The 26,295-nt window shown below is 58.0% G+C and carries 26 protein-coding genes; 6 read left to right on the top strand and 20 right to left on the bottom strand.

All coding sequences use genetic code 11. The annotated features are described in order from the left end of the window. Positions 1-123 precede the first annotated feature (123 nt). The 4 genes from rsmA to A6070_RS08075 form a co-directional block, all read right to left on the bottom strand. On the bottom strand, positions 124-924 hold the full coding sequence (rsmA, locus tag A6070_RS08060; RefSeq protein ID WP_072287827.1) for a 16S rRNA (adenine(1518)-N(6)/adenine(1519)-N(6))-dimethyltransferase RsmA: 801 nt from the start codon (positions 922-924) through the stop codon (positions 124-126). Continuing rightward, on the bottom strand, positions 921-1,325 hold the full coding sequence (locus A6070_RS08065) for a DUF2062 domain-containing protein (protein WP_236718875.1): 405 nt from the start codon (positions 1,323-1,325) through the stop codon (positions 921-923). Before A6070_RS08065 ends, rsmA begins: the two co-directional genes overlap by 4 nt. Before the next feature lie 113 nt (positions 1,326-1,438). After that, entirely contained in the window at positions 1,439-2,464 is a 1,026-nt protein-coding gene (gene tsaD / locus A6070_RS08070; RefSeq protein ID WP_072287829.1) for a tRNA (adenosine(37)-N6)-threonylcarbamoyltransferase complex transferase subunit TsaD, read from the bottom strand. 52 nt (positions 2,465-2,516) lie between these two features. Next, complete coding sequence (locus tag A6070_RS08075) at positions 2,517-3,833, bottom strand: PhoH family protein (protein WP_072287830.1); 1,317 nt, start codon at positions 3,831-3,833, stop codon at positions 2,517-2,519. 388 nt (positions 3,834-4,221) lie between these two features. On the opposite strand from A6070_RS08075, the gene A6070_RS08080 reads away from it, so the two are divergent. The 5 genes from A6070_RS08080 (at position 4,222) to A6070_RS08100 (ending at position 9,167) form a co-directional block, all read left to right on the top strand. Next, a complete protein-coding gene (locus tag A6070_RS08080) occupies positions 4,222-6,459 on the top strand; it encodes a vitamin B12-dependent ribonucleotide reductase (protein WP_072287831.1) in 2,238 nt (745 codons plus the stop codon). After that, positions 6,450-6,755, top strand: a complete 306-nt coding sequence (locus A6070_RS08085; RefSeq protein ID WP_072287832.1) for a CxxCxxCC domain-containing protein — start codon at positions 6,450-6,452, stop codon at positions 6,753-6,755. Before A6070_RS08080 ends, A6070_RS08085 begins: the two co-directional genes overlap by 10 nt. A 48-nt stretch (positions 6,756-6,803) precedes the next feature. Then, positions 6,804-8,126 carry an MFS transporter gene (locus tag A6070_RS08090; protein WP_072287833.1) on the top strand — a complete coding sequence of 441 codons (1,323 nt, stop codon included), beginning with the start codon at positions 6,804-6,806 and terminating at the stop codon, positions 8,124-8,126. Further along, on the top strand, positions 8,123-8,938 hold the full coding sequence (locus A6070_RS08095; RefSeq protein WP_072287834.1) for a glycerophosphodiester phosphodiesterase: 816 nt from the start codon (positions 8,123-8,125) through the stop codon (positions 8,936-8,938). The genes A6070_RS08090 and A6070_RS08095 overlap by 4 nt, the downstream gene beginning before the upstream one ends. A 112-nt stretch (positions 8,939-9,050) precedes the next feature. Continuing rightward, positions 9,051-9,167, top strand: coding sequence for a rubredoxin-like domain-containing protein (locus A6070_RS08100; RefSeq protein WP_072287835.1), 117 nt, complete (start codon positions 9,051-9,053; stop codon positions 9,165-9,167). A 70-nt stretch (positions 9,168-9,237) separates the two neighbouring features. Here A6070_RS08100 and mtaB read toward each other — a convergent pair whose 3' ends face one another. The 16 genes from mtaB to A6070_RS08180 all read right to left on the bottom strand — a co-directional run bounded on the left by mtaB (position 9,238) and on the right by A6070_RS08180 (position 24,469). Next, on the bottom strand, positions 9,238-10,521 hold the full coding sequence (gene mtaB / locus A6070_RS08105; protein ID WP_072287836.1) for a tRNA (N(6)-L-threonylcarbamoyladenosine(37)-C(2))-methylthiotransferase MtaB: 1,284 nt from the start codon (positions 10,519-10,521) through the stop codon (positions 9,238-9,240). Beyond that, a complete protein-coding gene (gene mnmA / locus A6070_RS08110) occupies positions 10,518-11,576 on the bottom strand; it encodes a tRNA 2-thiouridine(34) synthase MnmA (protein WP_072287837.1) in 1,059 nt (352 codons plus the stop codon). Before mnmA ends, mtaB begins: the two co-directional genes overlap by 4 nt. Before the next feature lie 79 nt (positions 11,577-11,655). Further along, complete coding sequence (gene nifU / locus A6070_RS08115; protein WP_072287838.1) at positions 11,656-12,024, bottom strand: Fe-S cluster assembly scaffold protein NifU; 369 nt, start codon at positions 12,022-12,024, stop codon at positions 11,656-11,658. A gap of 66 nt (positions 12,025-12,090) precedes the next feature. Beyond that, entirely contained in the window at positions 12,091-13,275 is a 1,185-nt protein-coding gene (gene nifS, locus A6070_RS08120) for a cysteine desulfurase NifS (RefSeq protein WP_072287839.1), read from the bottom strand. 22 nt (positions 13,276-13,297) lie between these two features. Beyond that, positions 13,298-13,741, bottom strand: a complete 444-nt coding sequence (locus tag A6070_RS08125) for an RrF2 family transcriptional regulator (protein ID WP_072287840.1) — start codon at positions 13,739-13,741, stop codon at positions 13,298-13,300. A gap of 4 nt (positions 13,742-13,745) precedes the next feature. Next, on the bottom strand, positions 13,746-14,429 hold the full coding sequence (gene cysE / locus A6070_RS08130) for a serine O-acetyltransferase (RefSeq protein WP_072288198.1): 684 nt from the start codon (positions 14,427-14,429) through the stop codon (positions 13,746-13,748). 190 nt (positions 14,430-14,619) lie between these two features. Continuing rightward, positions 14,620-15,063, bottom strand: coding sequence for an acyl-CoA thioesterase (locus tag A6070_RS08135; RefSeq protein ID WP_083558826.1), 444 nt, complete (start codon positions 15,061-15,063; stop codon positions 14,620-14,622). Positions 15,064-15,119: 56 nt separating this feature from the next. Continuing rightward, complete coding sequence (gene mutM / locus A6070_RS08140; RefSeq protein ID WP_072287841.1) at positions 15,120-15,935, bottom strand: bifunctional DNA-formamidopyrimidine glycosylase/DNA-(apurinic or apyrimidinic site) lyase; 816 nt, start codon at positions 15,933-15,935, stop codon at positions 15,120-15,122. Positions 15,936-16,107: 172 nt separating this feature from the next. Then, on the bottom strand, positions 16,108-17,298 hold the full coding sequence (locus A6070_RS08145) for a sodium-dependent transporter (protein ID WP_236718876.1): 1,191 nt from the start codon (positions 17,296-17,298) through the stop codon (positions 16,108-16,110). Positions 17,299-17,343: 45 nt separating this feature from the next. After that, positions 17,344-17,808, bottom strand: a complete 465-nt coding sequence (locus tag A6070_RS15570) for a YchJ family metal-binding protein (protein WP_327191986.1) — start codon at positions 17,806-17,808, stop codon at positions 17,344-17,346. Then, entirely contained in the window at positions 17,805-18,662 is an 858-nt protein-coding gene (locus tag A6070_RS08155; protein ID WP_072287844.1) for an ABC transporter permease, read from the bottom strand. The genes A6070_RS15570 and A6070_RS08155 overlap by 4 nt, the downstream gene beginning before the upstream one ends. Before the next feature lie 2 nt (positions 18,663-18,664). After that, complete coding sequence (locus A6070_RS08160) at positions 18,665-19,231, bottom strand: GspE/PulE/PilB domain-containing protein (protein ID WP_072502058.1); 567 nt, start codon at positions 19,229-19,231, stop codon at positions 18,665-18,667. Between the two features lie 113 nt (positions 19,232-19,344). Then, positions 19,345-20,319 (bottom strand): ABC transporter permease, encoded by a 975-nt coding sequence (locus tag A6070_RS08165; RefSeq protein WP_072287846.1) that lies wholly within the window; start codon positions 20,317-20,319, stop codon positions 19,345-19,347. 13 nt (positions 20,320-20,332) lie between these two features. Further along, positions 20,333-21,976 (bottom strand): peptide-binding protein, encoded by a 1,644-nt coding sequence (locus tag A6070_RS08170; RefSeq protein ID WP_235605433.1) that lies wholly within the window; start codon positions 21,974-21,976, stop codon positions 20,333-20,335. After that, positions 21,973-22,797, bottom strand: a complete 825-nt coding sequence (locus A6070_RS08175) for a DUF4292 domain-containing protein (protein WP_072287847.1) — start codon at positions 22,795-22,797, stop codon at positions 21,973-21,975. The genes A6070_RS08170 and A6070_RS08175 overlap by 4 nt, the downstream gene beginning before the upstream one ends. After that, positions 22,748-24,469, bottom strand: a complete 1,722-nt coding sequence (locus tag A6070_RS08180) for a tetratricopeptide repeat protein (protein ID WP_072287848.1) — start codon at positions 24,467-24,469, stop codon at positions 22,748-22,750. Before A6070_RS08180 ends, A6070_RS08175 begins: the two co-directional genes overlap by 50 nt. 224 nt (positions 24,470-24,693) lie before the next feature. Here A6070_RS08180 and A6070_RS08185 point away from each other — a divergent pair, with 224 nt between their 5' ends. After that, positions 24,694-26,259, top strand: a complete 1,566-nt coding sequence (locus A6070_RS08185) for a bifunctional aminoglycoside phosphotransferase/ATP-binding protein (protein ID WP_072287849.1) — start codon at positions 24,694-24,696, stop codon at positions 26,257-26,259. Positions 26,260-26,295: the final 36 nt, after the last annotated feature.

Consider the following 26,295-nt stretch of genomic DNA (forward strand, 5'->3'; position numbering starts at 1 on the left):
CACGCCGTCCCTGCCCTGCCGAAGACACACCATAAAAAAAACCCTTCCGGAGCGGAAGGGGTTTTGCGTCGTGTAAACAAGTCAGGCATTTGTTGTGGCGACTGGTAGGCCGGTTGCGGGTTTTCAGGCAGGGGAAACATGCCGTGCCAGCACCTGTGCAAGCCGGCCGAATTCTTCGAGCGAAAGGGTCTCGGCGCGACGACCCGAATCGATCCCGACCTCGCGCAGCGCATCCTCGAGCCCGTCGAAACCGAGACCGCCTCCGGCAAGACTGTTGCGCAGAGTTTTGCGGCGCTGACCAAATGCCGCCTTGACCGTGCGCCGGAAAAACCGCTCATCTGCAATCTCGATCCGGGGACGGGCAAGTGCTTCGAAGCACAGCACTGAGGAATATACTTTCGGCGGTGGATAAAAGGCTCCGGGTGCCACTCGCAAAACCCGACGGATATCGAACCATACCTGGCACAGTACGGAAAGAATGCCGTAATCCCTGCCGCCGGGCGCGGCGCACAACCGGTCCCCGACTTCCTGTTGGAACATCAGCACCAGTCGCGAAAAAAGGTGCCGGTGATCGAGAATCTTGAAAAGGATCTGGCTGGAGATATTGTACGGCAGGTTGGCTACAAGTTTGTACGGAGGTTCGCACAGAATCGCTTCCCAGTCCAGCGCCAGCGCGTCCCCCACATGCACCGTCAGGTGCGGCGCGGTACGTGCCTGCAGGCCTTCGACAAGATCCCGGTCGATCTCGATGACGTGCAGTCGCGCCACCGACGGCAGCAGACGGTCGGTCAGAACACCGAGTCCCGGACCGATTTCCAGTACCCGGTCCCGGGGTTCCAGCGCGGCAGCCGCAAGGATGCCGTCGATAATGTGGCGATCCTGCAGAAAATTCTGACCAAAACGTTTTTTGGGACGGTGATTCACAGCTCTCTCCCCTGCCCGCGCCGGGGGCGTCTCGGCCAGCGGGAAATTTTCCACTTCTGCGCCAGCGGAATGATACGAATCGCAGCCAGGTAAACCGCCACGGAACACAATATCGCCCACAGCAGACTGCCAAAAGTCAGAGGAAGCATGACTTCCCAGCCAAGACTTTTAAGGGCGGAAAAGCTCAGGGATTCGGGCATGCGCACATAATCCATGCCGAGCAGAATGCGCCCCGATTCGTATTCGAGGGCATAAATGAAAGGCGCGGTAAAAGGGTTGGTCACCCAGACGCCCAGTACGGCGGCGAACTTGTTTTCGTTGAGAATCACCGCCAGAAACACGGCCAGCAGCATCTGAAAGCCAAATGTCGGGGTCAATCCGATAAAAATACCGAGCGCCAACCCCTTGGCGACTTCTTCGGGGTACCGCGAAGCCGCATGAATTTCAGAACCAACAATTTGAGCTGCCTGGCCAAAGGCCATCGCCGGTACATACGATGTTATCCATTTCGCGGTTACGGCTGTTGCGCCCAGCCAGCCTGGTCAAGGGGCCAGCTGGCCTTGGCATTGAGGTCCTGGTCGGCGGCGCACCCTCCCGCCAGGTAGGCATCCCCGGCCACGCCAAGCATGGCCGCATTGTCGGCACAAAGAGACGGACTGGGGAAAAACACCTGGAATCCGTCCAGCGCGGCCCGTTCTCCCATCAGGCGTCGCAGCCCCTTGTTACAGGCCACACCGCCGGCCACGACGATGCGGTTCAATCCGGTATCCCGTGCCGCCCGGAGGGTCTTTTCACAAAGCACCTCGATCACCGCCTGCTGAAAACTGGCCGCGACGTCGCACAGGTGCGTCCCCTCGATGGGGCCATTCTGGCCCTGCACATAGTACAGCAGTGCCGTTTTGATGCCGCTGAAGCTGAAATCGTAATTCGGCTTTTTCAGCAATGGACGGGGAAAATCAAAGGCGCGGGGATTGCCCTCGGCAGCCAACCGGTCGATGACCGCGCCGCCGGGATAACCGAGCCCGAGCAGCTTCGAAACCTTGTCGAAGGCTTCTCCCGCCGCATCGTCAAGGGTGCGGCCCAGTGTTCGGTAACGGCCAATGCCATCCACCCGGTACAGATGCGTGTGCCCGCCGGAAACAGCCAGCGCCAGATAGGGAAAGGCAATGTCGTTTTCCAGCAGCGGCGCGAGGATGTGGCCTTCCATGTGATGCACCCCGACCAGGGGGATTTCCAGAGCCACGGCCATGGCCTTGGCTACGGAAAGGCCCACCAGCAGGGCGCCAATCAAGCCCGGCCCGCGGGTGACGGCCATGCCTTCGATGGCTTCAAGACCAACGCCTGCCTGACGCAGGGCATCGTCAATCACCACGGTCACGGCCTCCAGATGCTTGCGGGAAGCCAGCTCCGGCACAACGCCGCCATACAGTGCATGCACATCGACCTGGGAAGCGATGACGTTCGACAGAACCTGGCGACCGTCGCGCACCACCGCCGCCGAGGTCTCGTCACAAGATGATTCTATGGTCAGCAACAACATGCAAAAAATTCTACTTTCCGAGAGGGTCTGTTTAACGGGAGCCGGCGGCCGGTCAGAGCAGATTGGCCGCCAGTTCCGCCAGTGGCGAGCGCTCTCCACGCATCAGGGTTACGTGTCCGGCGATGGACTGGCTCTTGAATTTCTCAACGGTGTAGGTCAGGCCGTTGCTCGAAGAATCGATATAAGGGTTATCGATCTGGTAAGGATCGCCGGTCAGTACGATTTTGGTTCCCTCCCCCGCCCGTGTGATGATGGTCTTGATCTCATGGGGAGTCAGGTTCTGTGCTTCGTCGACAATCATGAACTGTTTGGGGATCGACCGTCCCCGAATGTAGGTCAAAGGTTCGATCTGCAACAACCCCATTTCGACCAGTTCCTTGTAACCGCGCTTGCGCTTGCCATGCTCGTCCACCATGCCAAGCAGCAGTTCGACATTATCGAAAATGGGCTGCATCCAGGGCGCCAGTTTCTCCTCGACGTCACCAGGCAAAAAACCCAGATCCCTGCCCAAAGGAAAGATGGGACGTGAAACCAGCAGCCGGCTGTAACCGCCCTCGTCCGCCGACTTGGCAAGACCGGCGGCAATGGCGAGCAGGGTTTTGCCGGTACCGGCCTTGCCCACCAGCGTCACGAGCTGAATATCGTCGTTGAGCAGCAGATCGAAGGCGAATTGCTGCTCCCGGTTGCGCGGGGTGATGCCCCACAAACCTTCCTTGGGAAGCCGGATCAGGGGTACCACCCGCCCCAGAGCCGCCTCGTAACGTCCAAGGGCGGTATGCGAGGTATTGCTTTCGTCGACCAGGGTCAGACACTGGTTTTCGCGATAATCGCCATCAATGTCGACATGCCCCTGGCCGTAAAAGCGATCGACCTGCTCGCGGGGCAGAACCACTTCGGCCATGCCGGTGTAGAGTTCCTCGATGGAGACTTTGTCGGACTCGTAATCCTGGGCATTGAGCCCCACCGCATCGGCTTTGATACGCAGATTCGTATCCTTGGTGACAAACACCACGGGGCAATGGCACTCTTCCTTCATTTGCAGGGCGACGGCCAGGATACGGTTGTCGCCCCGGTCCACCCGCAATTCCGGGGGCATGCGCCGCATGGCCTGCTCGGTATAGATAAAAACCTTCAGCATCCCGCCGTCGTCCAGCCGCACGCCGTCGACCAGGTGCGCTTTGGCACGAAAACTGTCAAGCAGGCGGGAAACTTCACGGGCATTGCGCCCGGTCTCGTTGAGATCCTTTTTAAAGGTATCGATTTCCTCGACCACCGTAATGGGTATGACCACGTCGTTGTCCTTGAATCGAAGCAAGGCCTGAGGGTCGTGCAGCAAAACGTTGGTATCGAGAACAAAAACCTTTTTCATGACGCTCCCTCACAAGAGTGAATACAAGAATTTTGGGTGACGCAGCAATTCGGCGAGATCAGAGGACATGGCGTACGCAGCGCGAAAAAAACTGTGTGAAACTACCATTGGACAGCAGGTTTGGCAACCCCTTTCCGGTTGGCGAAAGCTCCGGACCGGCAGGATGTGCATGCCGCCCGTTCGACTGCCGGCGTATTGTACAACAACCCTTCTTTCCGGGTAAAATTCATTTTGTACATATTGGCATTGGGCATGCCCCTCCGGATTGCCGGTGCCCGGCAAACAGCCCTCACGCATATCTTGACAGACCCAACATATTGTGGTTTATAGATGGCCTGCCACAGGATATTGGCGGCACACATCTTAACTAATTAAAAGGACTGCATCCATGTTGACCACTGCGGATCTGGAATCCCGTCTCAGCAATAATGCCATCACTGTTCTTGAGCGCCGCTATCTCAAGCGGAGCCCCGAGGGCCGCATCCTCGAACAGCCGGCGGACATGTTCCGGCGCGTTGCTGCAGCCATAGCCGCGGCCGAAGATCAATTCGGACATGGGGAAGAAGCCGCCGCCCTGGCTGATCGCTTCTATGACGCCATGACCCGCCTGGAGTTTCTGCCGAACTCACCCACTCTGATGAATGCCGGACGGGAACTCGGCCAGCTTGCCGCCTGTTTCGTGCTGCCGGTCGGGGATTCCATGGAGAGCATTTTTGAAGCCATCAAGCAAACCGCTCTGATTCACAAAAGCGGCGGCGGCACCGGGTTCTCCTTCTCGCGCATCCGCCCGGCCAACGACGTTGTGTTGTCCACCAAGGGCGTTTCATCCGGACCGATTTCGTTTATGAAGGTTTTTGACGCCGCCACTGAAACCATCAAGCAGGGCGGCACACGGCGCGGCGCCAATATGGGAATTTTGCGGGTCGACCACCCGGACATCATGGATTTCATCATGGTCAAAAAAGACCTGACGGTTTTAACCAATTTCAACCTCTCCGTCGGCCTGACAGAGGAATTCATGAAGGCCGTGGAGGATGGCCGCGAATATGACCTGATCAATCCGCGCACCGGCGAGCCGATCAAAAAACTCGATGCCCGCAAGGTGTTTGATCGCATCGTCGATATGGCCTGGAACAGTGGAGAGCCGGGCATTATCTTTCTCGACCGTCTCAACCGTGACAATCCCACTCCCCATGTGGGCGATATTGAAGCGACCAATCCCTGTGGAGAACAGCCGCTGTTGCCCTACGAATCCTGCAACCTCGGTTCGATAAACCTGTCGCGCATGGTTACTGACGACAGCCAGGTCGACTGGCAAAAGCTCGGCGATACGGTAGCGATGGCGGTACGTTTTCTCGACAATGTCATTCAGATCAATCGCTATCCGTTGCCGCAGATTGCCGAAATGACCCGCGCCAACCGCAAAATAGGGCTCGGCATCATGGGCTGGGCCGACATGCTTATCCTGCTTGGCATGCCTTACAACAGCGACCAGGCCATCGAGCTTGCCGACAGGGTGATGAGCTTCATCGCCGACCAGGCGCGCGATGCGTCCCGCAAGCTGGCCGAACAACGCGGCGCCTTTCCTAATTTTCCCGGCAGCCGTTTCGACGAGGACGGCGAGGCTGAGTTGCGCAATGCCACCTGCACCACCATCGCGCCGACCGGCACCATCTCTATCATTGCCAATACTTCGAGCGGCATCGAACCGGTGTTTGCCGTCTCCTACCTGCGGCAGGTGCTTGACCAGGATATCCTTGTCGAAGTGCATCCGCTTTTTGAAGCGATGGCCCGTGCAGAGGGCTTTTACAGCCCGGAACTGATGAAAGCCATCGCGCAAAAAGGCACCATCCAGAGTTTTGAGGAAATCCCGGAAAAGGTGCGGAAGCTGTTCGTCACGGCGCATGACATCACCCCGGAAGACCATATACGGATGCAGGCGGCATTTCAGAAACACACCGACAACGCCGTCTCCAAAACCGTCAACTTCCCTCACTCGGCAACACGCGACGAGGTTGCCAAGGTGTACCGCCTCGCTTACATGCAAGGCTGCAAGGGAGTAACCATCTACCGGGACGGATCGCGCGACATGCAGGTGCTTTCGGTGGCCAGAAGTTCCGAACCGACGGAGCAGCCCAACATGCCCGTCGAATCTGGCAAAACCGGCCACAAACGTGAACGGCCCCGTGCCCTGACCGGCAAAACCTACCAGATGACCACCGGTTGCGGTCCGCTATATGTGACCATCAACCAGGACGACAAGGGCCTGTTCGAACTGTTCACCACCATGGGTAAAGCCGGGGGCTGCGCCGCCAGCCAGTGCGAGGCCATCGGCCGGCTGGTTTCCCTGGCCTGGCGCAGCGGCGTGCAGGCCCGCCAGGTGATCAAACAGCTGATCGGCATCACCTGTCACAAGCCGGCCGGCTTCGGAGAAAACCGCGTCACCAGCTGTGCCGACGCCGTCGCCCGGGCGATTATAATGCACATGCAAACGGAAACCGAGGAGGGGGCCGCCGTCGCCAATCCCGTCAACCATGGTGGCGCCTGCCCGGAATGTGGCGGACCGGTGGAGCATGAAGGGGGCTGCTGCGTGTGTCACGCCTGCGGCTACTCGGAATGCGCCTGACGAAATGGGAAGCTATCTGCCGGCAATGCGGTGCCTGCTGTTTTGAGAAGGTGGTTGACAGACATGGGCGCTGGCACACCTCCGACATCGCCTGCCGTTTCCTCGATGTGGTGAGCCGGCGTTGCAAGGTCTACCATAAAAGGTTCGAGGTTGGCGAAGGGTGCATCAAACTGACCCCGGAAATCGTCAGGGACGCGGACTGGCTGCCGGAAGATTGCGCCTACGTGCAGTACATGCGCGGCAACAGCATGTGCCAGGACGAGCCTGCGGAACCTGAAAATCCCGCAGGCCCCTGAAACGACCTTTTGTGACAAAGATCCACACCCAATCAGGACAACGCTGACATGCACGATTCCGTGGAAAAAAGATCCCCCTCATCGCTGCGCCGGGCGCGGTTTGGCTGGTGCATGTACGATTGGGCCAACTCGGCTTTTGCAACCGTTATTTTAGCGGCGGTACTGCCGGTCTATTTCGTATCGCTGGTGCCGCCGCAGGGGGTTGTGCTACCGATTATCGGCGGACCTCTGACCCCCACCGCGCTGTGGAGTTACGCCGTAGCCGGGTCCATGATACTGGTGGCCCTCGCCGCCCCCGGCCTCGGCGCCCTGGCGGACCGCACCGGACGGCGCAAACTGTGGCTGGCCCTTCTCAGCGTCGCGGGAAGCTTCGCCACCTGCCTGCTGGCTTTGGCCGGGCCTGAACGCTACCTGCTGGCGGCTGGTCTGTTCATGCTCGCCAATGCCTGTTTTGCCGCCGCCAACGTTTTCTATAACGCTTTCCTTCCGGCGCTGGCGCAGGGACGGGAGATGGACCGCCTGTCCGCGCAGGGCTTCGCCCTGGGCTATATCGGCGGCGGACTGATGCTGCTTCTGACCTTTGTTCTGATCCGTTCTCCCGGCCTGGTCGGACTGACATCCCCGGCCCAGGCCACACGGCTGGGGTTCTTCCTGACAGGTTTGTGGTGGCTGCTTTTTTCCCTGCCGACTTTTCTGTTCCTGCGGGAAGATATGGTCCCCCCGACCAGAAGCAATGCAGGTTTTCAGCTGGGTTTGCGCAGTTGGTGGAACGTCTGGAAAGAACTGCTGAACTATCCGGACCTGCTGCGCTTTCTGTTGGCTTATCTGTTTTTTAACGACGGCATTCAGACCATTATCGCGGTGGCCGCGATCTTCGGCAAGGACGAGTTGGGTCTGGGAACCACCACCATCCTCGCCTGTTTTCTCATGATTCAGTTTATCGCCATGCCCGGATCCCTGCTGTTCAGCCGGATAGCGAACCGCCACGGCGCCAAAAATGCCGTGCTGCTGTCGCTGCTCTGCTTTCTGGGGATAACACTTTATGCGTTTCGCATGCAGCAAGCCTGGCAATTCTGGGTGATGGGAGTGGCGGTTGCTCTGATACTCGGCGGTAGCCAGGCCATCAGCCGCTCTCTGTACGGCAGCCTGCTTCCTGCAGGCAAATACGCGGAATTTTACAGTTTTTATGCCGTAAGCGGTAAATTTGCCTCGATCCTCGGACCTTTTTCCTTCGGACTGCTGGCGCAGTTGACCGGATCAAACCGCCTGGCGATTCTCGGTCTGGGACTTTTCTTCCTGGCGGGCATCGTCCTGTTGCTTACCGTCAACGTCTCTCGCGGACGTCAGGCCGCTTTGGAGGCAAGAATATGAATACCCGCTATTTCGATGCCCCTCTGCCCCGCCTCTTCGGCCACCGGGGCAGCTGTGCCGAATTCCCCGAGAACACCCTGCCCGCTTTCGCCGATGCCGTCGCCGCAGGCATGCCCTACCTGGAACTCGATATTCACGCCACGGCCGACGCACAGGCTGTGGTTCTGCACGATGCCTCGCTGCTGCGCACCTGCGGCGTGGATCGCAACGTCGCCGAGCTGACGCTGGCCGAGGTGCAAAGCTGCGATGCCGGCGCCACTTTCAGCCCGGACGGTGGCCGCAGTTTTCCACATCGCGACCGGGGAATCCGTATTTCCACCCTGGAAGAAATCCTGCGCACTTTTCCCGATGCTCTGTTCAACATCGAACTGAAGCAGGATTCCGACACCCTGGTGAAGGCAGCTCTGGAGATTATCCGCCGCACGGGGATGGAAGACCGGGTTTTACTGGCGGCGGAAAAGGATGCGGTCATGTGCCGCCTGCGACCTTCATGCACTGCTCGGGGCATTCCCACCAGTTTCTGTTACGGGGAACTGGTCGCCTTTTTCGACTGGCTGCAGGGCGGCTGCAAAACGGATTATGCTCCCCCGGCCGAGGCGCTGCAGATCCCCGAAACCTACCAGGGCCTGCGGCTGGTCACGCCACAGACCGTTGCGGCCGCCCATGCTCTCGGCATCGAGGTCCACGTATGGACCGTCAACGAGGCCGCCGATATGCTGCGCCTGCTCGGGCTGGGCGTGGATGGATTGATGAGCGACCGTCCCTGGTTGTTGCGAAAGACCTGCATGAACAACCTCACAGGTGGCGATTAAATTCGGCAGGGTTACAGGATTTGCCTTGACAATTATAACTTTTTTGGTTACATATGGGGAAATTTCGGAGTTATATCTCAACCCTGTTCAATTTCAGCCAAAGGAGTGAATCATGCCTGCAAAAACCTGGCAATGCACCGTCTGTGGCCTCAAGCACGAGGGTGAAGCGGCCCCCAAATACTGTCCCAAATGCGGCGTTGACAGCAGCAAATTCATTCGTTCCAAATAGCCAACCACGATTTGCAAAACAGCACAAGAAAAGCCCCGTGATACGGGGCTTTTCTTGTGCTGCAACCAGGTCAATCCGGCAGGGCGGCCAGCAGCACCCCGCCGCGGCTTGCGTCAATACGCAGGGTCAGGCACCTTTCTCCGCCGCTGCCGCCGGTGAACGAAACCGGCAGATAGTGCGGGCTCAGTCCGTTGCGCACCCCGTCATTGCACCCTTCCAGAACCACCTCCAGATGTCGGCCAACAAAGCCTTGAGCGAACCGGCTCTGTTTTTCCTCGCCAAGCTCACGCAACAGCGCGGCACGCTGCCGGGCCACGGCACCGGATACCTGAGCTTTCATGCTGGCGGCCGGCGTGCCGGGACGGCGGCTGAAGGGGAACACATGCAGATGGGTTACCGGCAGTTCCTCTACCAGTGCCAGTGTACGGCCGAAGGCGCCTGCGCTCTCGCCGGGAAAGCCGGTAATCACATCCAGACCGACAGCCGCGTCGGGAATCCGCGTTTTAAGCCGCCGGATCAATTCACGGAAAAATGCCACGGAGTAATGACGGTTCATGGCCTTCAGGACACCGTCATCACCGGCCTGCAAGGGAATATGAAAATGCGGGCACAGCCTGTCGCAGTCCGCGACCAGGCCGATCAGATTATCCGAAACCTCCTGAGGTTCGATGGATCCAAGGCGCAAACGCCGCACCGGCGTCTCGTCGAGCAAGCGCCGGACCAGGTCGGCAAGAGTCATGGGTCGGCGCAGATCCCGTCCGTATCCACCTATGTGAATGCCGGTCAGCACAACCTCCGGGAAACCGGCGGCACAGAATCTGGAGACCTGCCCAACCACCTGTTCGGGGCTGGCGGAGCGGCTGGAGCCGCGGGCATGCGGAATGATGCAATAGGAACAGAAGGCGTCACAACCGTTCTGAATCTGCACAAAGGCGCGGCTGCGGCTACCGAAGGAGTCCAGATCAAGGGGTACGCCTCGCGCCTGGCGGATATCCCCAACCTGCACCCTTGGTCCCGGAACGTCGATCCTGCGGACCAGATCGACCTTCTCCTCGTTGCCCAGCACCAGATCGACACCTGGCAGATTTTCCAGGTCACCGGGAGCGACCTGGGCATAACAGCCGGTGACCACGACCCGGCATGCCGGATTGAGGCGCCGCGCCCGCCGGATCAGATTACGCGACTGGCTGTCGGTAGCCGCGGTTACAGTACAGGTGTTGACGATCACCAGCTGCGCGCCGGCAGCAAAATCGATCCTCCGGTAGCCTGCCCGCTCCAACTGCTCGGCCATGGCCGCGGATTCGAACTGGTTGGTCTTGCACCCCAGGGTGACAATGGCGAAACTGTCGTTCATACAATCCAGCCCCCGCCTAACACCCTGTCGCTATCGTAAAACACGGCGGCCTGTCCGGGCGCAACGCCGGTCTGAGGCGCATCGAACCGCACTTCCACCTGTCCGCCGCCCAGCACAACCAGGGTGCAGGGCGCCTCCTGATGCCGATAACGGATGCGGCAGCGGGCCCGCAGCGGCCGTGGTGGCTCGGCAACGATCCAGTTGGTTCCCTCGGTTATGAGCCGGTCGACCTCGAGACATTCCCTTTCGCCAACGAAAACCCGGTGCTGCGCGGCGTCGATGGCGATTACGTAGAGAGGCTGCGGCCAGGCGACACCGAGTCCACGGCGCTGTCCGACGGTAAAGCGGCAGGTTCCGCCATGCCTGCCAAGCACCTTGCCGGAGACATGCACAATGTCCCCGCCGACGAAGGGCATTCCGGCCTCGCGTTCCAGAAAGGCGGCGTAATCCCCGTCCGGGATGAAGCAGATGTCCTGGCTGTCACCTTTTTGCGCCACATGCAGACCAAGCCGGTCGGCATGGGCCCGCACTTCGTTCTTGTCCATCCCTCCGAGCGGAAAAACAACCTTTTCCAGCTGCGATTGGGTCAAGGTAAAAAGAAAGTAGCTCTGGTCCTTTGGCAGGCTGGTACCCTTGGCCAGAAGGCGGGCTCCGCCATCATCAAGGATGCGGGCGTAATGCCCGGTCGCCAGCGCGTCGGCACCGATACGGTCCGCTTCGTCGATCAGGCGGCGGAACTTGAAAACCCGATTGCAAAGCACGCAGGGATTGGGGGTGCGTCCGGCATGGTAAGCATCGCAGAAAGGTCCGACCACCTGCTGGCGGAAGGCATCCCGCAGATCGATGACATGCAGCGGGATATCGAGATGGGCCGCGGCCCTGCGTGCATCCGTGACATGAGGCGGGTCTTGACCATCGGCCAGCGGGCTGACGTCCCAAACCCGCATTGTCAGGCCGGAAACCTGGTAACCCTGCTCCTGCAGCAGGGCAGCGACAACGGTCGAGTCGACGCCACCACTCATCGCCACCGCGATATGTTTTGCTTGCTTCGGCATATCCGGCCTTATGGGATACCCAAGGGGCCATTCACATGTGCGAATGGCCCCCGGATTCATTCAACATAAAACGAAAATATCAGACCTTGGCGGCACGATAGTTCTTGATGGCCTCATGCAGGGCGTCAGCCGCCAGGTTCGAACAGTGCAGTTTGGGCGCTGGCAGCCCTCCAAGAGCGTCGGCAACCTGATCGTTGGTCAGATCAAGCGCCTCCTGCAGGGTTTTTCCCAGCACCAGTTCCGACATCATGGAAGAGGAAGCGATGGCCGCGCCACAACCATAAGTCTGGAACTTGATGTCCTTGATGATATCATCCTCGACCTTGAGAAACACTTTCATGCGGTCACCGCAGGAAGAACTTACTTTTTCGCCGATGCCGTCGGCATTTTCGATTTCACCGACATTCCGGGGATTGGTAAAATGGTCGATGACCTTCTCCGAATACATAGGGTCTCCTTTTCATGAAATCCGGTCCTGCCCGCCCCGGGACAGAGACAAACTGGGCTATCAGTTTCAGGCTGTAACGCTGGCGGCATCCCGCTCATGGTAAAATGGGCTCATGTCGCGAAGTTTTTTGACGATTGCCGGCAGGATCTCCAGCACCCGGTCGACATCCTCGCAGGTATTGTCATAACCGAGGCCAAACCGGATCGCCGAATTAGCCATCATCGGATCGACGCCCATGGCGTCGATGACGTGGGACTGCCCGAAAGCATCGGACATGCAGGCGGATCCGGAAGATGCTGCGATTCCCTGCATATCGAGAAACAGCAGCACCGCTTCGCCTTCGATATAATTAAAGCTTACATTCAAGGTATTGGGCAACCGTTCGCTAGGATGACCGTTGACCTGGCTTTCCGGGATCGCGGCAAGCAGTCCCTGTTCCAGACGATCACGCAGGCGGCGCAACCTCTGCGACACTTCCGGCAGATCGCGACCGGCCAGGTCGCAGGCGACGCCAAGCCCGACAATGCCGGGCAGGTTATGGGTGCCGCCGCGACGGTTGCGTTCCTGATGTCCCCCGTGAATCAGCGGAACAAGGCGGATGCCCTTGCGCACATACAGGGCCCCCACCCCTTTGGGAGCGCCGATCTTGTGACCGGAAATGCTCAGCAGATCGACCTTGGCCGCCTCCACGTCGACCGGTACCCGACCGACAGCCTGCACGGCGTCGGTGTGAAAACAGATACCGTGGTTGCGGGCCACGGCGCCGATTTTATCGACGGGGAACAGTGTGCCGGTTTCGTTGTTGGCCCACATGGCGGAAACCAGAATGGTTTTTTCAGTGATAGCAGCCTCGAGAGCGACGATATCCAGCATGCCATCGCCGTCCACGGGCAGATAAGTCACCTCATAGCCATGCTTTTCCAGGTATTTGCAGGTGCTCAATACGGCAGGATGCTCCACAGCGGTAGTGATGATGTGGTTGCCGCGTTCCCGCAGGGCTTCTGCCGCACCTTTGATGGCAAGATTGTTGCCCTCGCTGCCACAGGAGGTAAAAACAATCTCCGCCGGGCTGCAATTGATAAGCTTTGCCACCTTTTCGCGGGCCGCTTCGAGCGCAGCGCCGGTTTCCCGCCCCGCCCAGTGGATGCTCGAAGGATTGCCGAAATGCTCCCGGTAAAAAGGCAGCATGGCGTCCAGAACTTCCGGCCTCACGGCGGTGGTGGCATTGTTGTCCATGTAGATCCGTTTCACTGCTGATCCTCCCAGTCCAATCTCATATATCCCGCTGCTCGCGGGTTTCTCCCTGGAGCAGCGATGCCTCGCGAGTCAGTTCCGCAAGGGTGATCGATGCCAGAAAATTCTTGATGCGCCGCCCCAGACCGGCCCAGACCTTATGGGTAAAACACAGCTCCTCGCAAAGGCATGCCCCTTCCTCGTCCATGCAGGCAACCGGCATCAGGGGCTCTTCGACGCACTCGATGATTTCATCCACGCGAATTTTTTCAGCGGGACGCGCAAGCACAAAGCCCCCGCCGGGGCCGCGCACGCTTCTGACAATCCGGCCGCGTCGCAATTTGGAAAAAATCTGTTCCAGAAAGGTCAGGGATATACCTTCGAGGTCTGCTATGGTCTTGCTGGACACCGGAACATCCGTGCCTTCGAGGCTGAGGCGCACCATGGCTCGCACGGCATACTGGGCTTTGCTGGACAAACGCATGGATTCAGATAACCTTCTGCTCCCGGGGGTCCGACTTGTCCACCCCGGCACCCTCAAGCTCGCGCACCCGCCGTTCCAGAGCCCGCAGCTGGTCAAACATGCAAGAAAGTGCTTTACCTTCCGGGTCGGGTAACTGACCATGTTCAAGATCGATCTGTGCTCCGATTTTTTCCCCGTTGGCATAAACAATGCGGCCGGGAACGCCAACGACGGTGGAATTGTCCGGCACCTCCCGCACCACGACGGAATTGGCTCCGATCTTGCTGTTGTCGCCGACCCGGAAAGGACCCAGCACCTTTGCTCCGGCACCCACGACGATATTGTTGCCAAGAGTCGGATGCCGCTTCTCTTTCGCCCAGGAGGTCCCGCCGAGCGTCACCCCGTGGTAAAGGGTACAGTCATCACCGATTTCAGCCGTTTCGCCGATAACCACGCCCATGCCGTGATCAATGAAAAACCGGCGTCCGATGCGGGCCCCGGGATGGATTTCTATGCCGGTAAACATGCGCCCAAGATGGGACACAAAGCGCGCCAGAAAACGCACCTTGCGCACCCACAGGGCGTGCGCGAGACGATAAAAAAACAGCGCGTGAAACCCCGGATAACAAAACAGGATTTCCGGCACGCTGCGTACCGCCGGATCACGATCGAAAACAGTCCGGATATCTTCCTTGAGCGTTTTAATCACCAAAGCCCCCCGCAGCGGTTCAAACAGGATCAATTCTGGCCTAGGGATAACATGCCTGATCAATTTTGTCAACTATTAAGGGGTCGCCGCCGCCAGTGCCTTCCCGACCGGAATTCTTTAAAATTCGCGAAGCGCCCGTCACGAGCGCAATAGCCTGGTATCCCTACGGAAACTCCGAATGAAAACGGCTCTATTTTCCCGTGTCATTATCCGTTGGAGCGCCCATCAGCGGTTCAAACGACAGCACGGCGTCACGAAAACCGGACGGCAGGCGACAGGGGCGGCGCTTGCCATAATCAAACGCGACCAGGGCCGTGTTCCCCTCCGCGGTCAGAACTCCGTCCCTTTCGATGCGATAATCCATGATAAAGGATGAATTTTTCAGTTCCTTGACCCGAACTCCGATAGTCAGTTGATCCTGGAGAAACATTTCGGCGCGATACAGAACATGGGCTTCGGGCAGAATGAGGCCGCACCCTCCGATATCCATTTCGCTGAAAGCGCCGAGCGTGCCGAGATAACCGATGCGCGCGTCCTGAAAAAAACTCAGAACGGCGGCGTTGGACACATGACCGCCGTAATTGATATCGGCAATGCGCACCCTGTAAGGCATGGTAAAGCGGAAATCCTTCAAACTCACCTCCTGTGGCCCGGGAACACGACAATCTTGCCATGCGATTGCCGAAAGAATCAGCGCTGACAATGAGGGCAGAAATAACTGCTGCGCTGGCCGATGACTTCACAACGTATGACGGCGCCGCATTGCACGCACGCCTGTCCTTTTTTACCGTAAACCAGCAGTTGCTGGCTGAAATACCCCGGTCGGCCGTGCTCGTTGGTAAAATCGCGCAAGCTGGTGCCTCCAGCCTCGATGGCGGCGGACAGCACTTCCCGCACCGCCACGGCCAGCGCGTCATAGCGAGCACGGGAGATCCGGCCGGCCGGCCGGGCGGGATGGATGCCTGCACGAAACAGCGCTTCGCTGGCGTAGATATTGCCGACGCCAACCACGATGCGCTGGTCCATAATGAAATTCTTGACGGCCAGCGCGCGACCCCGCGAGCGGGCATACAGCAGCGCTCCGTCAAAAGCCTCCGAAAAAGGTTCGGGTCCGAGATGAGCCAGCAGCGGGTGCTCTTCGGGGCTGCCATCGACCCACAATACCGCACCGAAACGCCGGGGATCATTTAACCGCAGGCAGCGCCGGTTATCCAGCAGCAGATCGACATGATCGTGAAGCGTCACGCCCGCCGTCGACTCCAGGATACGCAATGTACCGCTCATGCCCAGGTGAATCAACAGCCAGCCTGCGGCATTTTTCAACAGCAGATACTTGGCCCGGCGCATAACGGCGGTAAAAGGCCGGCCGATCAGGCAGCTTTCCAGGTCGGGGGGTACCGGCCAGCGCAGCCGGTCCTGACGCACAATGACCTGGGTTACCGTCCGGTTCAGCAGCCAGGGACTGATCCCCCGCCGTATGGTTTCGACTTCAGGCAACTCAGGCATGTTCAGCCCAGCCATCCGGCTTCATTGAAAAGTATGATCAAAACCGCAGCGGGGGCGAAATAGCGCAGCACAAATCGCCAGGCTGCAAACAGCCGGCCTTCCGGATGCAGATTAACGAAGGCCGAGCACTGCCTGTCACGGGTCCACCGCCATCCGACATAAACGGCCACCATCAGCCCCCAAGGGGCAGCATGTAGGAGGACACGAGCAGATCGAGAGATTCGAACACCGTGTGCCCTGGCAACAAGGCGAATCCTTTGAGAACGTTGAATGACAATCCGCAGGGGATACCGAGGAAAAACGCCGCCAGACCAACGACGCCGGTAGCGCGTCCTCTGGGCCAGCACCATTCATCGACCGCATAGGCGACAACTACTTCCAGCATGGAAATGGCCGAAGTCAGAGCGGCAAAAGCCAGCAGCAGAAAAAACAGCAGTGCAAGCAGTTTGCCGAAAGGAAGCTGCAGAAAAAGAATGGGCAGGGTCTTGAACACCAGTCCCGGTCCCCCGTCAATGGGCATCCCGGCGGAAAACACGACGGAAAAAATGGTCAGCGAGGCCAGCAGGGCCACCAGCGTGTCGAGCGCGGCAATACGAAAGGAAAGACCGAACAGGTCGGCTTCGGCATCGAGATAGGAACCGTAGGTGATCATCACCCCCGCCCCGAGCGACAGGGTGAAAAAAGCGTGACCCAAAGCACCGAGCAGGGCTCGGGGAGTGAGCAAGGAAAAATCCGGCGTAAACAGAAACCGCAGCGCCAACATCCCGCCCGGCGAAAACATACTATGCAGAAACAACAGAATCAGCAACCCGAACAGGGCGGGCATGAGAATCTTGCTCCAGCGCTCGATGCCGCCCCGTATGCCGCCGATCACAATGCCGGCGGTCGCTGCAAGAAACAGCGCCTGCCAGAACAGCCCCCGAAAAGCGGAGGCGGTGAGCTTCAGGAACAGGCCGCCGATCTGTTCCGTTCCCCCTTTTGAAAACTCGCCGCTGGCGGCCTTGAAGACATAATCAAAACTCCATCCCGCCACCACGGAATAGAACGCCAGCAGCAAAAACGCAGCCACCACACTGACAGCGCCAACCCATTTCCAGCGACTGTCCGGTCCCTCGAGAACCAGAAAAGAACCGATGGCGTCACGTTGACCGCAGCGACCAATGATCAACTCGGCAACCATGATCGGCAATCCCAGCAACAGGATACACCCAAGGTAAACCAGGACAAATGCGCCGCCGCCATAAGTACCTGTTATGTAAGGGAACTTCCATATATTTCCAAGACCGACCGCGCTGCCGGCCGCGGCCAGAACGAAACCCGCCCGACTGGCCCACCCTTTACGAGTCGAGGAACGAGCGTCCATAGAGTTTTCCTTCACCTAGCGAATGGGTGTGACAGCCCCTGATTTTCAGAAAAAAAGCAGCGAATCGGAATCCAGGAAATCCTCGAATGTAATGTTCTCGACCCGACCGGAGAATTCCGACAGATTGCGCTTGGCCCCCGAATGATAATGCAACTTTTCTCCTACGCGCCTGATGCAGGCCAGTTCCACGGTGCTCTGCACCACGCCGCTGCAGGCAACCTCCAGACAGAACAGCACCTGGGCTTCATCGCCAGCAACACTCCGCATTCCTATCACCCGGCAGGAAAGGATCCGGAAAGCCCCCTGCAAATGCTGCCTTGCATATTGGAGATATTCCTCACAAGTGGCGAAGGCCTGCAAAAAAGGGGCGTCTTTGTGATAAGTTGAAAAAATAAACCTGAAGTCATTTCTACGAAATGCCTCGCATCGGTTCAGTACCAGTTGCGCGGCTTCCTGAAGCATGTGAGCATTTTTTCCGCTGTTGTCCGCCATACCTGCCCTATCGATCATTGCTTGAGGCGCGGGTCGAGAGCATCACGTATGCCCTCCCCCAAAAGATTGTATCCCAGCACCGTAACCAGAATGGCCAGCCCCGGAAACACCGACAGCCACCAGGCCGTCCCGAGGGTCTGCTTGCCGGCTATAAGCATGTTGCCCCATGAAGGTGTCGGCGGCTGTACCCCGATGCCGAGAAACGACAGTGCGCTCTCGACGAGAATCGCCCCGGCCACGCCGAGCGTGGCGGACACCAGAATGGGCGACAGGGCGTTGGGCAGAATATGCCGGAAAATAATCCGTCCGTCGCGGGCGCCCAGAGCCTTTGCCGCCAGGACATAGTCCCGTTCGCGCAAGGAAAGAAACTCGGCCCTGACCAGCCTGGCGATCCCCATCCAGCTGGTAAGACCAATGACGATCATAATATTCCAGATGGAAGGCTCAAGAAAAGCCACCACCGCCAGGATCAGGAAAAAGCTGGGAAAGCACAACATGATATCGACAAAACGCATGATCACGCCATCGATCCAGCCACCGTAATAGCCGGACAGCGCACCAATCACAATACCGATGCAGGTCGATATGCCAACGGCCACAAAACCTACCAGCAGGGAAATGCGCGCACCATGGAGAATACGCGCCAGCACATCGCGCCCCAGATCATCGGTTCCCAGGGGGTATTCCGGGCAAGGCGCCAGCAATTGATGCCCCACATCGATGGCACCGGGATCCCGTCCGACGAAGGAAGCCAGCAGAGCCAGTACAAACATCAACACGACAATAGCAGCTCCCGCCAATGCCAGTCGGTTGCTTCTCAGCTGTCCCCAAAAAATCCCGGGGCCGCTTGCAACGTTCGTAAAAGTGTCCATGATCATTCCCGACCAAGACGTTGAATTTCTTCGGGGGACAATATTCCCTTGTTTTCCAAAAGTTCAATCAATTTATCAAGCTTATCACGATAAACATCTGTTTCCTGGCTACTTTCATTGCATGCTTGTTTTTTAAAACCAGCCCCGGCGGGATGATTTTGAACATAATTTCTCTGGATGGCGCCATAAATGGCGGATTCGGATGCGAGCACTGGCAAAATGCTGAAACCCGTCATAAACTCAAGAGCATCAATAACTGTCAGGTTGCAGGGATCGGCCATTGCCACGCGCAGCACCGGCCCGCTACTGGACTGGAGTCGCGCCAGTGGAAAAACCGTAAAGGCGAAAGCACGCTCCATGGGCACACAATCAAGCACCTCCGGAGGGGAAAAAAAACCGTCAAGGTTTATCCGTGGCAACTGCAGATTCTCCGCCAGGAAATCGAGCAGTTTATCCTCGGAGAGAAAACCCAGCTTCACCAGGGATGCACCCAAAAGACATCGCTGATTTTTCTGGTAGCACAGCGCCGCCTTCAACTCCTGCTCGCCAACCAGTCCGGCATCCAGCAATAACCGTCCCAGCTTCGCTCTCTTGTCACGCATCGAGCACCTCTCGATCTGGATCCGGGGGGGCATGGCCCTCATCCCATGTCAAGCTCTTAAGCGGCAAACCATTGAACCTTTCAACGTTTCCGGATGCGTGGATCGGCCAGGGCATAGGCAACATCGGCAATCAGATTGCCGAACAGGGTCAATACCGCACCAATCACCAGAACTCCCATAATCAGGGGATAATCCCGCATCATAACGCCATCGTAGAACATCTTGCCCATTCCGGGGATGGCGAAAATGGTTTCAAAAATCACACTGCCGCCGATCAGGCCCGGCACCGAAAGACCAAGTATGGTGATGACCGGCAACAGGGCATTGCGCAAGGCATGTCTGAAGATGACGGCTTTCTCCGACAATCCCTTGGCACGCGCCGTGAGAATATAATCCTGGCGGATCACCTCCAGCATATTGCCGCGCATATAGCGGGAAAACCCTGCAAGCCCTCCAAATGCCGAAACAAATACCGGTAAAACCAGATGATGCAGAACATCGGCCACCTGCCGCCAGGCACTGAAATATTCATGGCCAAGGGATTTAAGGCCAGCAATGGGAAACAGTCCGAGACGCACGCCAAAAAAATCCATCAGCAGCAACGCCAGCCAGAACGACGGCGTGGCAAACCCCAGGAAAACAAAAACGGTGGTAAACCGATCGAACAGGGAATTGCGGCGCACTGCGGAAATCACTCCCAGCGGCACGGAAACCAGCAGTATAAGGCTGATGGAAAGCAGATTGATCATGATGGTGACCGGCAGCCGCTCGACAATCTTTTCGGCAACGGGGCGGCGGTCCTGCACAAAGGATTCGCCGAAATCGAAACGGGCCAGCCGTCCCAACCATTTGCCGTACTGCACCAGCAACGGTTTGTCCAGATCGTACTGAGCGCGCAGCCGCTCACGCAATTCGGCGCTGACCTCGGGATTGAGCTGGGTCTGCAAATCGGTCGGCTCCCCCGGTGCGAGATGAATCACGACAAAGGATATCAGCGTGATGCCCAGCAGCAAGGGGACCATCAACAGCAGACGTTTTACGATCGGAACAATCATGACGACATCTCAATCAGCGCTGGTACTTCTGCTGGTCTTGGGGCACGTACCAACGGATAAAATTATGCATGATGCCGGCCGGGGCCGGCTCAATGCCCTGGAAGCGCCGGGCGACCACGGGCAAGGCTTCGGGAACATAAAGGAAAACATACGGCTGCTGGTCGGCCAGAATCTCCTGAAACCGGTCATAAATACGCTTGCGTCGACCCTGGTCGAAGGTATGTCTGCCCTCTTCCAGCAAACGGTCCGCTTCGTCGTTTTGGAAACCGATGAAATTGAGTTCTCCGGCGCGGGTTTTACTCGAATGCCAGACATCGTAGGCATCCGGGTCGAGGGTGATGTTCCAGGCGAGAATGGTGGCATCAAAATTCCCGGGATTGATAAATTCCTTCAGAAAGGATGCCCATTCAATGACCCGCAATTTAACGGAGATCCCAACCTCCAGCAGACGGCGCTGAATGATCTCCCCTGCCTTGACCCGGGTGTCGTTGCCCTGGTTGGTCACAATGGTAAAAGCAAACGCCTTGCCGTCCCGGTCGAGAATGCCGTCACCATCGGTATCGACCCAGCCGGCCTCGGCCAGCATGCGACGTGCCAGGTCAGGATCGTAGGCGTAGCGGCGGACTTTGGAGTTGTGTGGCCAGGTACCCGGCTTGTAGGGACCCGTGGCCTGCGTGCCGAGGCCGAACAACACACCCTCAACCAGTTCTTCCTTGTTGATGGCGTGAGCTACGGCGCGACGTACCCGCACGTCCTGAAAAAGCGGCCGCCGCAGATTGAAGCCGAGATAGGTATAGGAGAAATCGGGATAACGGAATTTTTCAAAACGCCTGCGGAAGGCGGGGGATTCCGTCTGCCGGACATACTGCAAAGGCGTCAGCCCCATGTAATCGATGCCACCGGATCGCAATTCGAGGAACATGGTGGATGGATCGGGAATGATGCGGTACACCACGCGGTGAATGTTGGGGCGTCCTTCAAAATAATCGGGATTGGCCTCCAGAACGACTTTTTCCCCCGATTTCCATTCCACGAAGCGATAGGGTCCGGTGCCGATTGGAGCCCGCGTGAGGGGACTTCTGGTCACATCCCTGTTTGTCAGAAGATGTTTCGGGTGAATGGGGAAACCCCAGCTGATCAGGGCGCTGGCCAGAGGCTTGCCGTAACGGACGCGAAAGGTGTACGGATCGACAACCTGTGCCTGCACCACCTGCCGGTAGCGTTCGGCATAAGCCGTGGGAACGGTGGGATCGACAAGCAGCCGATAGGTGAACAGCACATCCTCTGCGGTAAATGGGTGGCCGTCGTGCCAGCGCACATCCTGTCGCAAATGAAAGGTGATGGTGAGATTGTCCGGAGAGATCTCCCATGCGCGGGCGAGTTCCCCCTCGAGCTGCAGATTTTTGTCGTAACGGACCAGACCGTTGTAGACCAGCCCGTTGATGTCGCTCGAAGCCGAGTCGGAAGCCAGTACCGGCAACAGGTTGCTCGGTTCGCCGATACTGCCCATTAACAGAGTATCGCCATAAGCCGGTGATCCGGTCGGGTCAGACGATGAGACACCAGGCTGGTGCGTATCGCAAGCGGCGACCAGACCAAGAGTTGCGGCCAGAACACAAAGCAGACAAATGAACCGACAGCGTTCGATGCATTTCACGGCAAGTTCCTGATCTGCACGCCGGCCGGGGGCGTCAGGCGAAAGCGGATCGCGGGAATCTCGGCGTTAACCCGCACATCCCTCCAGATCAGCTCAAGTTCCATGTCAACCGCAGGCAGGCTCATATATATCTGCTGAGGCAACCCGTCTTCCGGGCGAACGGTTCTGTATTCAACCCTTAACAGCTCCATGCCGTCGCTGCTATAAGACACCTGGCGCAACTGTTTCTGTCGGTCAAAATACAATCGCTGCTCGCGTCCATCCTGGGCGTGGCGGCGCATGCTGTAAAGACCTTCATCAACCTCCACAAGGCCGCTGTATCCCGGCAACAAAGGGACATCACAGAACACAAACTGGAGCAACTCCCTCAGTTCAAGAGGGAACCGCACCAGTCGATAAAGATTCTCGGGCGTGGCCGGCCCCGTATAGAAGGCGGATTCGCCGGGAACCAGGGCCGACAACCGATCATCGGCCGCGGCAACGGTCACCACCGGCTGCCCGAACAACCCGAGCACCTCGGCCCGGAAAAGATCCGGCCGCTGGATGAGCAGGACCTGCTTGACATTCTGCTCTTCCTCGCCGCTGACAACGCGCAGGGAAGCCGTTCCCTGCAGGGAATGAAAGCGGCGACCTTGCACCTCAAGGTTTTTCATCAAGGTCAACGCATCGACGGCAGGCAAACCTTCAACGGGAGGTCGCAGGGGCGCGCAGCCCCCTGCCAATAACAGGCCCAGCGCCAGAAGGCCAGCAACCAGCCTGCCCCATCCGGGCTCACAGGTGCGATTGAGCGCCACGCAGCTTTTTTTCCAGATCCCCATCATCCGGCCTCAACTTCCATGCACGCTCGTAAACGGCGGCGGCTTTCTCCCAGATTTCCATTGCTCCATACAGATCCGCAAGATGCTCAAGAACCAGTGCATCCTCGGGCAGCAGGGCCGCTGCAGCCTCCAGTTCCCTGCGAGCTTCACTGAAACGTCCCATTTTGAAAAGGACCCAACCCAGGGTATCGATGATATGAGCTTCATTGTTCAGGTCAAGGGCCTTGCGTGCCAGAGTAAGGGCCTCCTCCAGGTTCTCGCCCTGTTCGGCAAAACTGTAAGCGATGAAATTCATCGCTTCATAATGCTTGTGGTCCAGCTCGATAGCCCTCCGCATGTCCTGGATGGCGCCTTTACGGTTGTCCTGTTTTTCCAGAAGCAACCCGCGTTGGTAATGCAGTTCGGCGGAGTCGGGAAACTTTTCCATCCCCCGCTTCAGCCATGGACCGGCACTGGTATCGTCTCCCCGCTCATGATACAGGCTGATCAGAAAAGTGTACAGCTGAGGAGTCCCGTCATTGTCCCGCAGGCGGTCTTCAAGCAGTCGGATGGCCTTATCGCGCTGTCCGTCCCTGTAATACAGGTAGCCCAGATGGCTGGTGGCATCGAGAAAAAATTCCGATTCCGGGGGAAGCCTGAGAAAAGCGGCGATGGCGTCGGACCATTGTTCCTGGTTTTCGCGAACCACCCCCAGATAGAAGAGACCCTGCTCATGCATCGGTTCGGCAGCCAGTAGCAATTCGAAGGCTTCACCCGCCTCCTTCCAGGCCTTTTTTTCCATCAGCAGCAGACCGAGCATGCGGCGCGCCTCGAGACGGTCGGGCTGTTCCCTGAGCATGGCATGCAATATATCGAGTGCCTGATCGGGCTGCCCCGATTCCACCAGAACCCGCACAAGCTGATAACGAAAATCATCCGCGGAGGGGTTGGCGGCCATGCCCTGCTTCAATACGGCCAAAGCCTGTTCCTTTTGCCCCAGATCCTGGAAAATCCGGGCCAGCTCGACATATCCCTGAACCTCCTGGGGATGCCGCTGAAGAAATTCGCGGTAGGTACGTTCGGCCATCGATGTCAGCCCGAGCTGTCGATAAAGTCGCGACAGAGCAAGCCCCCCGGCAACGGAATCGGGATTTTTCTGAAGCATTTTCTTCAGAACCCGGATGGCACCCTCACTGTCCTCAAGACGCACATGAGCCGCGGTAAGCTGCAGATACACTTTTTCAAGAGAGGGATCGAGTGCCAGCACCCGGTTCAGGTGCACGATCGCCTCGCTGAATGCCTGCCGATTGTATAGAAGGTTCCCCAGCAGCAAGTGCGCATCGACATAATCCGGATCTTGAACAAGCGCGTCACCGAGGGACTTCTCGGCCTGTTTCTGGTCGCCCCGCGCCAGCATGATTTCCGCCATCATCATCCGCAGATATGCCGAACGTGGATCGTAGTGAATCGCCTTGCGAAGCGCTTCTTCAGCCTCCGGCAAGCGGTTTGCCAGGGCCAGCAGCCGGGCCCGGGCAAACTCATAGAGAGCCTTGCTCGAAAAAGTGGACTGCTTCGATCCGCCCTGTTGCGAGCTGACTGTTTTCTCATCAAGAGGGGGCTGTCCCGACCAGGACGCGGACAGACATCCGACCAACGCAATACCAACCAGTAAAAACGTCAAACCCTGCTTGAACATCCGGAGCCCCCACGGGCAGAGGGAATAAAGAAGGCTTTTAGGTAAACGAGAAAACGGCGACGGAAGTAATCGATGCAAAGACGCCGGCCACGAGAAAACGAGAATGAAACTAGCATACCATACCGATACCGTCAATCACTTTACCCCCGGCACAAAACCTCTTTACAGGAATCGTCCTTATGTTAAAATCACAGCGATATCGTATATTTATACCGGGAGACAAAATGGATTCACAAACCCTTCACAAGGCCCTTCTCGCACCTCGTACCTTTGATTCCGAGGTGGCCGGCATCGACTTCAAAGAGACCCATATTTCACGTTTGTATTTTGTCGGCGACCGCGTCTACAAAATCAAAAAACCGGTCGATTTCGGATTTCTTGATTTCACGACCCTCGAAAAACGCGCCTTTTTCTGCCAGGAAGAGCTACGCCTCAACCAGCGCTTCTGCGACGGGATTTATCTGGAGGTTGCGGAGATCCGCGAACAAAACGGCACAATCACGATCAACGGACCGGGGCATACCATCGAATATGCCGTGGTCATGAAACGCCTTCCCGAAGACAACATGCTGCCGCGCCTGCTGGCCCGCAATGACCCCGCCCTGCCCCGGCGCGTCGCCGAACTGGCACGTCATGTGGCGCGGCTTTACCAGCAACTGCAAAGTATCGGCCCCGCAACAGACATCAGCCATCTCGATGTGGTGCGAAACAACTGGCAGGAAAATTTTCTTCAGACCGAGCCCTTCATCGCCAAAACCATCTCTTCGGAATGCTTCGATCTGCTCAAAAGGCATATCCTGGACTTTGAGAACCGCCAGGCCGAATTGTTCCGGCGGCGCGAGCGACAGGGCTGGGTTCGCGATGGACATGGCGATCTCCACTGCGAGCATATCTGCTTCATGGACGACAAGATCGCCATTTACGACTGCATCGAATTCAACAGGCGCTTCCGCATCGCCGATATCCTGGCCGATCTGGCCTTTTTGGTCATGGATCTCGAAATGCGTAATCACTATGATCTGGCGACCATCGTTCGAGAAAATTACTTCGCAATCGTCGGTCAAACGGCGGATACCGACCTGCTGCTGCCTTTCTACCAGATTTACCGGGCTTATGTGCGCGGCAAGGTCGAATCCTTCCTGAGCGCAGACGCCGGCGCCGATGCCTCCACCCGCGAAGCCGCCGCGGCACGGGCAAAACAATACTTCAATCAGGCCCTCGGCTATCTTTGCCGCACTCCGCAACTGGTGCTCACCTGCGGTCTGATGGGAACCGGCAAAACAACGCTCGCCCGCAAACTGGCCATTCCCATGGGCGCCCGGTTGCTGCGATCCGACGTAATTCGCAAGGAACTCGCGGGACTGTCTCCCGAACAGCGCCGCGCCGAGGATTACGGCAAGGGACTCTACAGCAGCGAGACCAGCCAGGCCACCTACGATGCCCTGCGGGAACGAGCCCTTGAGACTCTGAAGACAGGCCGCCCGGTGATCGTTGACGCGAGTTTCCATGCCCGCCGGGATCGGGAACGTTTTCGCCTGGAGGCAAAAAACGCAGGGTACCGGGTGTGGACAGTGGAAGTGACCTGTGATCGTGCGGTGGCCCTGCAACGCCTCGACCACCGGCAAAAGCACGAAACAGATGCCTCCGACGGGCGGTGTGCGCTGTACGATCAGCAGGCGGCCTGTTTCGAGGCAACCGGAAACGAGCCAGGCGTGTTACGCGTAGACGGCCAGGCTGAAATACATGCCACCATTGATCATCTGTTGCGCCGTTTTCTCCGGGAAGAATAAAACCCGGCACCAAACGTCGGTGCTGACGTCCTGATA

Source organism: Syntrophotalea acetylenica (assembly GCF_001888165.1).
Taxonomy (GTDB): domain Bacteria; phylum Desulfobacterota; class Desulfuromonadia; order Desulfuromonadales; family Syntrophotaleaceae; genus Syntrophotalea; species Syntrophotalea acetylenica.